This is a genomic window from Catenovulum agarivorans YM01 (genome assembly GCF_000281085.1).
Taxonomy (GTDB): domain Bacteria; phylum Pseudomonadota; class Gammaproteobacteria; order Enterobacterales; family Alteromonadaceae; genus Catenovulum; species Catenovulum agarivorans.
In genome coordinates, this window is sequence record NZ_JH767530.1 from 92,793 (window position 1) to 107,996 (window position 15,204).

Here is a 15,204-nt window from a genome sequence, read left to right on the forward strand (position 1 = left end):
GCCATTAGTTGAGAAAATTTTAGATACAGCAGGGCAAAAAGGTACAGGTAAATGGACAGGTGTAACTGCACTTGATCTAGGTGTACCACTAACTTTGATTGCTGAATCAGTATTTGCACGTTGTATTTCTGCGCAAAAAGCAACACGTGTAGAAGCTGCGAAGAAAATAAACGGTCCACAAATTAATTTTTCTGGCGACAAAGCTGCATTTATTGAAGATTTACGCCAAGCATTGTTAGCTTCTAAAATTGTTTCATACGCTCAAGGTTACGAGTTAATGAAAGAAGCAGCTAAAGAATTTGATTGGAAATTAAACTACGGTGGCATTGCATTAATGTGGCGTGGTGGCTGTATTATTCGTTCAGCATTCTTAGGTAACATCAAAACTGCGTTTGACACTAATCCAGATTTGAACAACCTTTTATTAGATGATTATTTCTGCCAAACAGTCACAGATGCACAATCTGGCTGGAGAAACGTAGTGGGTCAAGCCATTGCAAATGGTTTAGCGGTGCCATGTTTAAGTGCGGCATTAACCTATTTTGACGGCTTCAGAAGTGAACGTTTACCGGCTAATTTATTGCAAGCACAACGTGACTTCTTCGGTGCACATACATATGAGCGCATCGACACACCACGTGGCCAGTTCTTCCATACTAACTGGACTGGTCGTGGTGGTGACACTGCATCAACAACATACGACGTATAAGTAACCTTTTAGCACCGCCTTGGCGGTGCTAACTTTTTATAACTAGCTAAAAACAGAAAAATTGAGAGGCTAATATGTTTCGAACGGGTGTATTAAGTGCATTAGTCGCATCTTTAATAATTGGTTGTACATCAACAAGCGATTCAGATAACACAGGTGCAACAGCAGCAAACCAAGCAGATAACAGATCAACTTTCGCACGTTATGTGCCAGAGCGTAAAGACGATTTTGCATGGGAAAATGATTTAGTCGCCTTCAGAGCATATGGTCCTGCAGCGCGCAGCGGTGCAGAAAACTCAGGTGTTGATTGTTGGTTAAAACGAGTTAATTATCCAATCGTTAACAAGTGGTACAAAGCACATTTTGAAAAAGGGCAAAGTTATCACGAAGATCATGGTGAAGGTTTAGACAACTATCACGTTGGCCCAACTGCAGGTTGTGGTGGTACATCATTATGGTTAAATGGCAAGAGAGAGCCATTAGAAACTTGGGTTAAGTGGGAAATACTTGAGCAGACCACAGCTAAAACCAGTTTCAAATTATATTACGAACACGATATTCAAGGTAAAACTTACCAAGAAGAGAAGCTTATCAGCATTGAACTTGGTCAGCGATTATTTAATGTAACATCAACTTTTTATGTTGATGGCAAAGTTGCAGCTAGTTTGCCTGTTACTGTGGGTATAACCACACATGATGAAAAAGCAACTACAGCTTCAAATCAAGCAAAAGGTTGGTTTGCCGCCTGGGAAGTGATGGATGGTTACGGTTTAGGCACAGCAGTTGCCGTGGAACCGTCAAGAATATTGAGTTTTAAGACTGTTTTAAGCAACGGTGTTTATGACCAAGGCCATGCTCTTATTTTGTTGGAAACCGACAGCAAAGGCCAAATCGAATACAAAGCTGGTTATGGTTGGGAAAAAGCCAAAGACATAGTGACTTTTGCTCAATGGCAAAATTACTTAAATAATAACGGTTTCGCTAAATAAATTCAGGAGCAAAAATGAGTACATTAGTTGTAATTGGCGAAGCTATGTTAGAGCTGCGAGAAAAAGATGCCTGCTCACTGCATAAATCTTTTGCTGGGGATGTGCTCAACACTGCTGTGTATGCAAAACGATTTGACCAAGATTTGTCGGTTGAATTTATGACAGGGGTTGGCCAAGACAATTATAGCCAACAACTGGTTGCGCAGTGCCAACAATATGGTGTTGGCACTCAATATATGTGGCAGCACCCGCAAGCTAATATCGGTATTTATAGCATTAATACTGACAGCACAGGTGAACGTTTCTTTACCTACTGGCGTAAAGGCTCAGCCGCAAGCAAAATAATAGAGTTGTTAGACGGTCAAAATTCGCTTGAATTTTCCTCTGATACTGTCATTTATTTTAGTGGTATTTCACTGGCTATTTTATCTGATGAAGATAAAGACAAATTGTTGGCTTATTTAAATACTTATCAGCAACAAGGCTTAAAAATAGCTTTTGATCCAAACTATCGTGAAAGACTGTGGCGTGATAAACAGCATGCACAAAGTTATTTCGATAAGTGTTATGCATTAGCGGATATTTTATTGCCAGGCTTAGATGACCATCAAACCCTATATGGTCATACTAGCCCGGAAGCAATTGAAGCTTATATCAAGCCTTTTGGTTATCAAGAGTTGATCATTAAAGCGGGTAAAGCTGGGGTATTTGGTTTTTCAACAAATGAACAATGCCATATTCCGTTTAAAGCAGCCCCTAAACAAGTGGATGCAACAGCCGCTGGTGACTCTTTTGCAGGCACTTATATGGCAGCGCGTTTGCAAGGTTTAGCTGTAGAACAAGCAATCAGTCATGCATGTGATGTTGCCCGGGTTGTTGTGCAATTTCCTGGCGCGATTTTAGATCCTCAATTAGACATAGCTCAATATATGTAGATACATTTCCTGTTTTAACGTGAGGCACACCAAGTGCTTGCTCCCTGTTTGCCTGTAAGCGAGTGCCTCACGTTATCTTCACCGTTGTTCTGTTAACTACCCTTGTAATCCCTACCTATAAAAAACTAAATATTATACGAATGATTAAAAATGCACTAATATGTTTCATAGTGACTGTTTAGTGGTGCAAATGTTCATATCTGAAACATGTTGAAGTCATTAGCTATATATAATGTTCGTCAGCTTGATGCAGTAGCTGTTTAGCAAGGTCACACTCGACAGTTAAACGCAGACAGGTCAGTCAGTTAACAATATTCAATGGTAAATATTATGTCAGACACAATCAAAATGGTTAAACCAGGCGTCGCCACAGGTAGCGACGTACAAGCATTATTGAGTTATGCAAAAGCCAACAACTTTGCGTACCCGGCGGTTAATGTTGTAGGGAGTCATTCAGCGAATGCTGCTTTAGAAGCTGCTCGCAAGGTTAACTCCCCAATTATTATTCAACTTTCGAACGGTGGAGCAAGCTTTTTCCTTGGTAAGGGCCTTAAACTTGATACACATCAAGGATTGGGATCTGCGGTTGAAGGCGCGGTAGCTGCTGCAAAATACATCCACGCAGTTGCTGAACTGTATGGCGTACCTGTTATTTTGCATACAGACCACGCAGCTAAAAAACTATTACCTTGGATTGATGGTTTAATTGAAGCCAGCGAAAAACATGTAGAGCAAACAGGTAAACCTTTATTCAGCTCACATATGATTGATTTGTCGGAAGAGCCTCTGCAAGAAAATATCGAGATTTGTGCAGAATATCTAACGAGATTGGCTAAATTGGGCATGTCGCTTGAAATTGAACTGGGTTGTACTGGCGGTGAAGAAGATGGCGTTGACAACACGGGTATAGATAGCTCTGCACTATATACTCAACCAGAAGATGTAGCATATGCATATGAAGAACTGAGCAAAATTAGTCCAAACTTCACCATAGCAGCATCATTCGGTAACGTGCATGGCGTTTATAAGCCAGGCAATGTAAAGCTTACCCCTGTTATTTTGAAAAACTCTCAAGAGTATGTGTCTGAGAAGTTTTCTTTGCCGCATAACAGCTTAGATTTCGTATTCCATGGCGGCTCAGGTTCATCTGCGGCTGAAATTCACGAAGCGATTGAATACGGCGTGATCAAGATGAATATTGACACAGATACACAATGGGCCACTTGGAATGGTATTAAAGAGTATTACCAAGGTAATGAAGGTTACTTGCAAACTCAAATTGGTAACCCTGATGGCGAAGACAAACCAAACAAAAAATATTACGACCCACGTGTTTGGTTACGTTTAGCTGAAGAATCTATGGTAAAACGTTTAGAGCAATCTTTCGCTGAGCTGAATTGCGTAAATCGTTACGTATAAGGATCAAGCCATGAAAAGACTTATTCCAGCATTACGTGCGGATGGCGTACCATTAGAATTGATTATGGTTTTGCGAACCATACTTGCGGCTAGCAAAGAAATTTCATTTCGAGTTAGTCAAGGTGCTTTATCTGGCGTATTAGGTTCAACCTTAGATGAAAACATCCAAGGGGAAACACAAAAGAAACTCGATATTCTGTCTAACCAGCTATTAAAAGATATGTTGCTAAATTCGCCAGATGTACGGTCAATCGCATCGGAAGAAGAAGACAATGTGGTAGCTGGAAAAGAAGGTGCGGCTTATATTGTTGCGTTTGATCCATTAGATGGTTCGTCAAACATAGATATTAACGGTCAAATTGGCACCATATTTACCATTTACGCTGCGCGTGATGACGTACCAGCGGATTCACCGCTACAGTTTGCTCAGCCTGGAAATGCTCAGCTTGCTGCAGGTTATGTATTGTACGGCCCGTCAACCATGATGGCCTTAACGACAGGTGGTCCAACTCGTTTATATACCTTAGACCGCACAAATGGCAGTTATTTGCTAACGCAAGACGAGATGAAAATCGCGCCAGACACCTCAGAGTTTGCAATTAATATGGCGAATCAAAGGTTTTGGCATGAGAACACTCAAACCTATATTGGCAATTTAATCGCCGGTGAAACAGGTCCTCGAGAGAAACGTTATAACATGCGTTGGAACGGCGCTATGGTTGGTGACGTACATAGGGTATTGCAGCGTGGAGGTATTTTCTTATACCCAGAAGATACTAAAAACCCAGAACAACCAGCTAAGCTACGTTTGTTATACGAAGCAAACCCAATGGCTATGTTAGTTGAAAATGCTGGTGGTAAAGCGATTGCTAATAAACAACGTATTTTAGATATTCAGCCTACTTCATTACATCAGCGTGTTGCTGTGGTATGTGGTGCGGCCAACGAAGTCGACGCCTATTTAAACAGTTAGCCAGTGTTTAAATAAGCCAACACTAATGGCGGTAAGTGATAGTTTGCGTTCACTTACCGCTTTTTTGTTTTTACGTTATGATACACCCAAGTTTAACTGTTTCTGTTGTTATGGTGATTAGAATTATAATTTTGTTGGCGCTTTTTCCGTTGTCAACCTATGCGAATATGCAGCTGCAAACTAATCAAGACACTGTCATTACTTTTTCTTGTGGTGCCCCAGAGAATTCCATTTTTGCTCAACATCTAGAAAGTGCGTATAAGCAGGTTTTTCAAAACTTAGGTTATGACTTTGTTATGGCTTATTCAAGTTTGGCGAGAGCTATTGAACAAACAAAGCACGGACGTACAGACGGACATTGCGCAAGTATTGAAGGCTTTGAAGAAATAATACAAACAGACCAGCTAGTCAAATTAAATGTTGTGGTTAAACGTAGTCAATTTAGTGCTTGGTCGGCCGATGCCAATTTTAAGATAAATGATGCTAGTGAAATTCGCACACAGGGTTTAAAAGTCGCATTTCCACGTGGACCACTGATCAACTTAAAATTCAATGCGGAACATAACTTGACTGAAAATCTTTACCCTACTGTCCACTTAACTGCTGCATTAAAAATGTTACAGTCGAGACGGGTTGATCTTGTTTTAGCTGGAGCTGAGACAATTCAAGCAAGGGCCGAGACGGCTCATATTAACCAAATTTACCAAGCCGCCTTGTTTTTTGAATATGAATCTTACCCTTACTTAAATAAAAGGCTGATTGCTTTAAAACCTCAGATAGAACAAGAGCTTTCCAAATTATTTTTCGTTAAAAGTTTAAAGTAGTAATTTCGCTTGGCTGATAACCAATGCGATGGGCGAATATTTTCACTTGAGTATTTTTCGCAATTGAAATTGGCTGTGTATAAATAGACCAAGCGTTGGGTTCAAAACCGTTTTGGATTATTTTATAGCCAATTGAGGCACCCTTTGTTGCACTGCTCACCGATAACATTTGTCCAGAGATTTGTGACACTGTGGGTTTTGCTGTAACCGGCTGGTTGCCTTGATTATTCCATAGCTCAGCTATCAATGCGCTTTCAGACAGCTTAGGGTTGTCGCCAATTTTGTTTAACCAAAGATTCATTTCAACGCTCAGTTCGTCAATCACGTCTTTGTACTTAGGATCGCCTGCTAAGTTGTGTAATTCATGAGGGTCATTGATAGTATCAAACAATTCTTCAACGGGTTTAGTTGTTCGAAACCATTGTGCTTGATATAGATTGAGCTTATTTTGTTCTTTTAAGCGCAAGAGCTCTTGCATGGTTGGGATCTTTTCACGGTACGCGACTGGCAAATAATATCCTTGAGTTGGCCGATAATTACGGATGTATTTAAATTGTTTGTTTTTTACCGCTCTGATTACATCGGTAAATCCATCAAATCTATCTGCGGCTGCGTGAACATATTCACGTTTTTTATCATCTAAGAAATTTTGTCCATGCATATTTTCTGGGATCTTTGCGCCAGCTAAAGCCAGTGTGGTCGGTGCAAAATCAACAAAGCTGACTAACTGATCGTCAGTCGTTCTTGCCCATTTTCCATTTGGAAATCTCACCACTAGAGGTACTTTTAAACCGCTGTCATAAATTAAACGCTTTTGTCGAGGTAGCGGTCCCCCATGGTCAGAATAAAAAAAGATAATTGTGTTATCTAATAAACCATCGTCTTTGAGTAATTGCAAAACTGCACCTATTTGCCGATCAGTTTCTGCTAGGTTGTTGTACATTTTCCACATATCGCGACGTACAAGGGGCGTATCAGGTAAGTAAGGTGGAATATTGAACTTGGTATCTTTTGGTAGATGAATCGGGCTTTCGTTTTCTGTGGTTTTAACTGCATGATGTTTAGGTAGTTCTGCAATGCGCGCTACATCATTAGAAAAATAATGACGTGATTCGACTTTACGTATGCCATAGGGTTCAAATAAACCGGATTCGTGGGTGGTGGTAAAATTAAACACGGCAAAAAACGGTTGGCCTGCAGAGCGGTTTTGCCAATGTGCATACGGACCATTTTCATCCCACGCGGTCGCAGGCTCTTTAAATTGGTAGTCAGTTTTTAAATTATTTACGGTGTAATAACCTTCAAGGCGCATTAACTCACTGAGCATTTTGGCATTTTCAGGTGGAACAGCTTCATACTTAGGTAAACCCGTTTCGTCGGTATTTGAAGTAGTGCGCATGTGATTAGCACCAAAAGAACTAGGATACATGCCAGTTGCCAATGCGGCTCGGCTTGGCGCACAAACACCAGAGGTTGAATAAACATTGGTATATTTAACCCCTTGTTCTACAAGTTCACTAATAGTAGGCGTTTTAATTGTGTAGTCACCGTAGTCAGGTAAAGCAGGACTCATGTCTTCAATGACTAACCAAAGAATATTGGGTTTATTTGCGCTTGCAATTTCTGCTTGTAGGTTAGGTGCGTTGGTAAGCACAAGCATCGCGGAAATTAGGCTGAGGCTGAGTTTAAATCTTTTCGTAGAGGGCATGGTTTACTCTGCTATAACTTGAAATTATATTTATTTGAAACTACCTGACATTAACATAATAAGTCAAATTCAGTCTATATTTCTGCTATTTTGTATTTCTTGTGATTGAATGTGATTATTTAAGCTAGGTTAAATCTAGCTCTCATGACTTTGTGTGCTTTTAGCCTTCGATAACAGATGAGTGATTAGAGGATTAGAGGGTGGAGGAGGAAAAAAATAGCGCCTTGATTGGCGCTATTTGAAGGCATATAACTAAGTATATTTAAGGTTTGTCGATTTGACCAACTGTCGTTCCAGTTGTTCGAGAGTCATCAGAAATTGCGTTTGTACTTAAATCTGAACCCTCAGCTAAAGTATCAAAATCTTCCGAGATTACTGCAGTTGTACCAGCGACATCAGAGAACACTTTTAAGTCATCAACATAAAATGACGCGTTCGCATCTTTGTTTACTCGGAATTCAAAGAAATTGCTACCATCTCTTGTGACCAAACCTGAAGTGATCAAGCCGTGTGCATCAAACACATCTGTGGTGATTTCTGTACCGCGTACAGGTGCACCATCAATAGACAAAGTCATTTGATAAGGAACACCTTTAGCTGCGCTGCTGCCATCCCAAGTAAGTTCAACGTTAAACCATTTACCGCCAACATTAATGTTGCCATCAGTCGTAGATAATTGGAAATCATCGGTTGCTTTTTTCGGGCAGTTTACGTCTGAATCACTCGGGTCTTGGCATGTTGAACTACGCATATCAAAAGTACCATCGGCTTTAGCAGCCATCACTTGAACGCTTCGATAGATATCTGAAGAGTGATAATTGTTACCCCAAAGCACCATGTCGACATCTTTCAGCGTATTGGCATCTAAATATGCGTTAAAGCTGATTTTACCTGTAGCTTGTTGGCTTGGGAACTTAACTGAGAACGAAGCTAAATCCGCACCGCCACCAATTTGGGCTGCTAAATTGCCACCCGCTAAACCAGCGATGGTAATTGGAACGTCTGCTGCTGTACCGTCAATAGTGGTAACTTTAATTAATTCTGTTAATGGTGTGCTGGTGCCTGTTAATGCCAATACTTCGGCATTGGTTTTGTCTACTTGATACACCCAAGCACCATTTTCATCAATACTAAAAGTACCATAGGTTGTTACTGTAGCAGATTGAGTTTGGAATCTAGCTTGACCAAAGTTAGGGTCAGTGACTGTTAATGTGCCGGTTAACTCAGCAGAATTAACATTCGTAATTGCAGTTGAATCGCCATTGTCATCAACTGGTAAACCTGAAACCACAGCAGGAACAAACTGTGAACCTTCAATAGTAATAGCAATCGTTGCTTGAGTGCCATCTAGAGATTCAATTACAAAAGAATCTGCTAGGCTAGGTGGCTGGTCAGTTGCAGTTGTATAATTTAATGCAGCAACGTCAGCATTGCTTTGATCAATAGTGTATGTCCATTCACCTTTGTCAGAGTCAAAACTAACAGATCCGTAAGTAGCTGTCGGTGTTTGATTAGGTGCAAAAAAGGCGTCTGCAGGTCTGGTATCAGACACAGTAACGATTTTAGTTGCACTGCCATCATTAGTGGTAATGGTAGAGGTTAGTTCACCTGCAAACGTTGCTGGGATTAATTGTGAACCTTTAATCGTAATAGTGATAACTTGTTCAGTCCCGTCTAAAGAACTAATTGTAAAGGTATCGACTAATGTTGGTGGCTGTTGACCAGCTGGCAAGGCTTCTACATAGTCTAATGCTTGAACGTCCAAGTTAGTTTCGTCAATGTTAAACGTCCACTTACCCGTTGTTGTATCGAAAGTGACTGCCCCGTACATGGCCGTTGGTGTTTGCTCTGGTGCAAAAAATGCTTCTGCTGGGTTTGCATCTGCAACTTTTACCGTCGCGCTTGCACTATCGTCGTCATTAAAGATTGAAAAGGTTAAGCCATCTCTGAACGTAGCTGGCACATCGATACCATCAATAGTTATCGCAACCGACGAAGTTACACCATCAACGGTTCTAAACGAAAAAGGTGTTTCTGTTAACGAGGGCATGTCGGAGCTGACTAATGCTACAATGTCTGCATTTTTTTTGTCTAATGTGTATACCCATTCACCAGCAGCGTTAATTGAAAAACTACCGTAGGCACCAACATGAGCGACAGGGAAAATCATAGATTCACCTTTGTTGCTATCGTTTACAACCACTGTTCCTGTTGGATCTAGTGCTTTTGTAGCAGTAGCCGAGAAGTCACCAGATAACTCTGCAGGTACTTGTTCTTGATTAGTATTAGTGTCATCGTCACTGCTACAAGCAGTCAGTGCTGCAATTATGGATAATGTCAGGAATTGCTTTTTCATCATCTTTCCTTTATTTGTTCTTTTCTTAAAATCAGACTGTTGATAACAATCTGATTTTTTTAACTAAAAATTACCTAGACTCGTCAATTAACGATCGCTAACAACCGTAATATTGTCTGTGGTTATACTTTGGAAATGTTTTGCACCATTGCTACTGATGTCTTTAACTAAATCACCTACATTATTGTTAGAAAAAGTTTCTACAAAATCCGGCGTATCAAATTTGACGTCAGCATCTTTATTGGCAAAATATTTGATGTCATCAATCAATAAAGCACCAGTACCACCAAGATCTGCGTTCTTTCTCACGGTAAAACGCACTTCTTCCAAACATCTGTATAAACTGGTGCCTGCTACGGTTTGAGCGACGATTCTTTGTGTTGGATCCGCTGGGATAGCTCCGTGTGAAGAGCTAACTGGTGTATCATCAAGTGACAAAGTTAGGTAAGTTAATGCACTGCCTGCGTCGTGATCCCATGTCATGGTAAAAGTAGACCATTCACCAGGGGTGAACATTTGGTCGAAAACCACTTTTTCGGTGATAAATTGATTACTCTCGTTTTTAGCGTAATCAGCAGACCCTTTGTCATAAGAACCACCTGGCACAATTTCCGCCGACCACATTTCAAATTGACCATCTGCTTGTGCATAAAATTGTGCTAGTCGGCGGTTGTCACCACCACCATCGTTGTTGCTATTCCAATTACCACATGTCATGCCTATGCTGGCAAAGGTTGCTAAATCAAGCGTAAGTTGAGCGTTAAAAACAAGTTTACCGCTTGATTCTTTGAGGCCACTCTGTGCGAAATCAACTGCAAACACGTTAGTTTCATCTGTACTACTCGGAACTTGCGCTGCGAAATTGAGCGGAGCGCCGGTAATGTTTACGGTAAATTCAATTGGCGTACCATCGGTTGAATAAATGGTAAATGTTTCAGATGTTGAATCTTCAGGGGTGACTAAACTTTGTAGGTCTGGGTGTCGTTTATTCAGGTTATATTCCCAGCGCCCCTCAGGGCTGATAACAAAAGTGCCATACTTAGGCTGATTTGTCTCGCCAACTGCTTGGAAGGCAGATTCTGCAAAGTTAGCATCATAAACTTCGGCTTTGCCAAAAGCTTCTGTACCAGTTAAAGATACGTTTGCAACTAACGCACCTCTAAATTCGGCAGGGATGTCTGATGCAACACCTTTGATTAGGATATTTAAATCAGTTGTTGTACCGTCTAACGAGGTGAGTGTCAGAGTTTCAGTTAACGTAGCATTGACATTGCCTTGTAGAGTTAGAACCTCACTGAGGGTTTCGTCCAAATCATAGCTCCAACTGGCTTCGCCATCATTGTTTTCTGCAATAGCAAAAGTGCCGTATATCGCTTCGGGTGCTTTGCTGTAATCTAGTTTAGCTTCACCAAAATTCACGTCGGTAACAATAATCACACCAGCTGCTGAACCATGGCCAAAAGTTACTTCTACATCCAGCCCTTTACCTTCAGTGCCGTCAAAGCCCACTTGGGTTGAAAATTGATTGTTAAAATTTGCAGCTACTTTTTTGTCGTCTCTATTGTCTAATTGACATGCAGACAGGGCAGTCATCATTGACAATACAATAATTTGTTTTTTCATTAGGTTAATCTCGCAAAATTTGATTAAAAGCTATAGTTCAAGCCTACTGACACGGTTCTACCAGCAAAACGAATACGGCTGATGGCTTGTTCGTTGCCACCTATATATTCGTATTCTTGTTGGTTGTTTAGGTTGAAGGCTTTCAAGTTGACTTTTAGTTTTTTAGTGAGTTTATATGATGTGGTTAAATCTAAACGACCACCTGCGGTTTGTGTCCGCGCTTCACTTCCTAAGAAAGACTTGTTGCCGCCTGCGCTTAATAATTTTTCATCTTGCCAGTTGTAAGCTAAACGAATACTGAATCCATCATTTTCGTAATAACCAATTAAATTGTACGAATACGGGGCGATACGTGTCATAGGCTGACCACCACCTTCGTCCAAATCAATTTTGGTAAAGTTAAATACACCACCGAAGCCATTCCAAGGGTAAGATAAAAAGTCGAGATTTTGCTGAATGGCTATTTCGTAGCCAGTAACGGTGACAGGAATGTCACTGTTGTATGTTTCTTTAATGGTGACTCTGCGGTTTGTAACAATATCACCACCGTCATTTGGATCGTATTCACCTACTTCTTGGCAGCGGCCTAACTCACTACCGTCTGGAATTATTTCCAATTCGCCAACACCGTATGCCGCATGGTTGCCGATTGGGCAAATCGTATCGGTTTGGATTTTTCCTTCGATTTCTTTAACAAATACACCAGCAGAAATTGCTGAACCTTCACGATTATACCAAGCGAGTGATAAGTCGTAGTTGGTTGACGTGTAGGGTAAAACTTCTGCTTTGGAGTTTTCCAAGTTTACTCGGGTACGGCCATTTTCAAACACAGGGCTAGGTGTTTGTGCCAATAAGTTTGGTCGAACTAAAGCTTCAGAATAGGCAGTACGCAATATGATATCATCGGTCAATTCAACAGCCATGTTGAATGACGGTAGCACGTGTGAATAGTTAACTTCGGTTAATACTGCAATAGCGTTGCCGCGCTCGTCAAAACCTTGGCCAATAACGTCATTTGATGTGTCTACATAACGTACACCCAAATTACCTGTGTAACCTAGATCACCCATTTCACCTTCAAATTTACCCATAAGGTAAACTGCATTGATTGCTTGGTCTGCGGTAAAATTGTTGCGATAAAACTCGTTTAAACCAGCTTCTGGATCAATGTCAGGGTCACCAGATGCCAGTTTGACTGCAAAGCCTGTTGGATCAGCAATTGCCCAATCTTCAATTATTTTGCCATCTGAGTCGTAAGCAACCATGCCTTGCTGGACTATAGTTTTAAGGTTTTTCGAGTCTAGTACTCGCCAGCCGTTACTAGAGTTATAGTAGTTTGGGTATTCTCCGTTGAAATACTCGGTCTGGCCGTCTGACGACAGTTGCGCTTGGTATAAAACGCTTTCGTTTATGTTTGCTAAGTTCATAGCACCACCGCCAACGCGAACATCGTAAGTTTCTAACATTTCACGTGAATGGCGGCCACCAAACTTAACACTGGTGATTTTAAACGTGTCATTGCCTATATCGGTAAAGCGCTCAAAATTAATTTCACCAGATTCAAAATCACGTTCAGGGCGTTGCACACGGCCGTTTACGTAATAATCTAGTGATTTACCTCCAACTTTTTCCGCTGCGTATTTTTGTACGTTGTAGTTTTCGTGCTCAGGGTCGAAATAACCCTCAGGGTAGTCTGCAAAATTAACCGGGTTGATCCACGGATTTAGGGTACTACCGAAAGCATTTAACCTGACAGAGCTCCAACCACTATCGAAAGTGTTCCATTGTTGCTCCTCAGGAATATCGCCTAAAATGTTATTTACATCTGAATAGTTCCATGTATCGAACCCTTCAAGGCTTGCCGATGCATTTTTTAAGTTGCCATTGCCGGTATTTATTGTGGCATTCATGCCTGTTGGTGCGTAATAATATGTATCACCGCTGACGGTTTTAAATGTTTTATTGGTTTTATTAGTGTGACGTAGATCAAGCCCTGACATATGGAATTCGTTGTAAGAGGTTGATTTACTGATGGTCGAGTCAATTAACCAGTCATCCGCTGCGTAGTTGGCATACAAAAATATACCTTTTGCTTCTTCTTTTTGCGACGATAGACGGTTTGATGGTGTCCAGCTCACGTTAGTTAAATCTGCGTGGGTTACTGCGTATACAGGAATAGTTGCAAGATCAGCGTGATGGATATTTGGATCGTAATATGGGTTTGGATTGTCACTAAGACGAATCGGCGCGCCGTGCAAGGTAACTTTTTGCGTTGACAATCTGCCGCTATCATCCCCATCGGCAATACTAAATTGCACATCCTCCATATTGCTTTCGCCCAGATCTCGTTTGGTGTAAAGCAGGTTTGCACCAATTTTTAATGAATCTGTGACTTTATATTCGATGTTGCCGGTAAATGAAAAGCGGTCACCGCGTGAGTTCTCAGTGACTTGACCAGCCTTACCAATTACTTTAACAATTGACAAAGGTTCAGTTATACCATGTTGCGCTTTATAATTTTCTAAATCAGTTTTGCTGATAAATTGGGTGTAATGTGTTTCATGGTTTACAACTTCATTTAGCGCCGTGTATTGAGTAAAATTGGCGGTGTCACGACGGTAATTTTGTTCTGACGCTGCTACTTTAAACGCAACCGCTAATTTATTTTTGATTAGATGTTTACTGGCAGAAAAAGCAATTTGTTTGTCCCAGTTATCAGATAATTCTTCGTAACGACCTCCAAGGTTTAACGAATATTTACCATCTTTTTTACCTAATGCGCGTTGGAGTTTTTTGTCAACTATACCTGCAATACCACCTTCTTGCATATCAGCCGTCGGTGATTTGATGACGGTTACACCATCAAATACACCTGCTTCAAAAGAGCCAAATGGATTAGAATCACCCACGTCACCACCGCTTCTGCTTGGGGCTGCAAAAGACTGACCTTCGGCTGTGGTTTTAGCAAAACCGCCATGCAAACCACGTAAGTTAATTTCTGCATTACGTGAACCGTCATCGGTATTTAATTGAATGCCAGGAATTGCTTGTAAAGCCTCACCTAAGTTTAGGGCTGGCAATGCATCTATGTCGGTTGCTGAAATTGCATCTACAATTGAAAGTGCTTCGCGTTTTGTATTTAGTGCGTTTTCTAGTGAGCTACGCACACCAGATACCTCAATTGTTTCAATTTCACTGTCATCGGCTTCTGCCGCAAAAGCAGAGGTATTTACAGACAAAACTAAACCAGCGGTACTGAGTGCCAAAACCAACTTGTTGAGTCGGTGGATACCGTTATTTTTTGTGATCTTCATTCTGAGTTTCCCGTGTTCGATTGGGTGATTTTTAGTTATTCAAAATATCGTTAACTAGCTTTTAACAACAATAAAACATAGTCATTTTATTTAAAAACCACTCAATAACAATCATTTTTTAATTGAATTTCGTAAAAAAATTACACTGAGGTTGTTTTTGCCTGGTGGTTAAGTGTTAAGTTGATAATTTATTGTGTTTTTTGCTTTTTTTGTCACTGTTTTTAAATTTGTAGTGTCGGTTTTGGTTTGTATTTCGTAATCTAATTAAATATATGTAATTTTATTTCATTTTGTGGTGTTTTTTGGTTGGATTTTTAGTGGTTAAAAGTGCTTGCGTGAAATTTTTTATAATAA

The 15,204-nt window shown here is 40.6% G+C and carries 10 protein-coding genes; 6 read left to right on the forward strand and 4 right to left on the reverse strand.

Annotated elements, in window-relative coordinates; genetic code table 11:
* The 6 genes from WSC_RS22885 to WSC_RS0113745 form a co-directional block, all read left to right on the forward strand.
* Window positions 1–709 (forward strand): hypothetical protein (locus tag WSC_RS22885; RefSeq protein ID WP_016956512.1); only part of this gene is annotated, 709 nt, incomplete at its 5' end.
* A 74-nt stretch (window positions 710–783) separates the two neighbouring features.
* Window positions 784–1,698: a DUF4861 family protein gene (locus WSC_RS0113725; protein ID WP_016956513.1), complete on the forward strand. Its 915-nt coding sequence runs from the start codon at window positions 784–786 to the stop codon at window positions 1,696–1,698.
* 14 nt (window positions 1,699–1,712) lie between these two features.
* Window positions 1,713–2,633 (forward strand): sugar kinase, encoded by a 921-nt coding sequence (locus WSC_RS0113730; RefSeq protein ID WP_016956514.1) that lies wholly within the window; start codon window positions 1,713–1,715, stop codon window positions 2,631–2,633.
* A gap of 330 nt (window positions 2,634–2,963) precedes the next feature.
* Window positions 2,964–4,052, forward strand: a complete 1,089-nt coding sequence (fbaA, locus tag WSC_RS0113735; RefSeq protein WP_016956515.1) for a class II fructose-bisphosphate aldolase — start codon at window positions 2,964–2,966, stop codon at window positions 4,050–4,052.
* Window positions 4,053–4,062: 10 nt separating this feature from the next.
* Window positions 4,063–5,025, forward strand: a complete 963-nt coding sequence (locus WSC_RS0113740; protein WP_016956516.1) for a class 1 fructose-bisphosphatase — start codon at window positions 4,063–4,065, stop codon at window positions 5,023–5,025.
* A gap of 167 nt (window positions 5,026–5,192) precedes the next feature.
* Window positions 5,193–5,849: a hypothetical protein gene (locus WSC_RS0113745; RefSeq protein WP_157447292.1), complete on the forward strand. Its 657-nt coding sequence runs from the start codon at window positions 5,193–5,195 to the stop codon at window positions 5,847–5,849.
* Here the strand turns inward: WSC_RS0113745 and WSC_RS0113750 are convergent.
* From WSC_RS0113750 to WSC_RS0113765, 4 genes are all read right to left on the reverse strand, one after another.
* Window positions 5,833–7,509, reverse strand: coding sequence for a sulfatase family protein (locus WSC_RS0113750; RefSeq protein WP_016956518.1), 1,677 nt, complete (start codon window positions 7,507–7,509; stop codon window positions 5,833–5,835). The two genes, WSC_RS0113745 and WSC_RS0113750, sit on opposite strands and share 17 nt — an antisense overlap.
* Window positions 7,510–7,819: 310 nt before the next feature.
* On the reverse strand, window positions 7,820–9,913 hold the full coding sequence (locus WSC_RS0113755; protein WP_016956519.1) for a VCBS domain-containing protein: 2,094 nt from the start codon (window positions 9,911–9,913) through the stop codon (window positions 7,820–7,822).
* A gap of 87 nt (window positions 9,914–10,000) precedes the next feature.
* Window positions 10,001–11,536 carry a VCBS domain-containing protein gene (locus WSC_RS0113760; RefSeq protein WP_016956520.1) on the reverse strand — a complete coding sequence of 512 codons (1,536 nt, stop codon included), beginning with the start codon at window positions 11,534–11,536 and terminating at the stop codon, window positions 10,001–10,003.
* A 23-nt stretch (window positions 11,537–11,559) separates the two neighbouring features.
* Entirely contained in the window at window positions 11,560–14,850 is a 3,291-nt protein-coding gene (locus tag WSC_RS0113765) for a TonB-dependent receptor (RefSeq protein WP_016956521.1), read from the reverse strand.
* Between the last annotated feature and the right edge of the window lie 354 nt (window positions 14,851–15,204).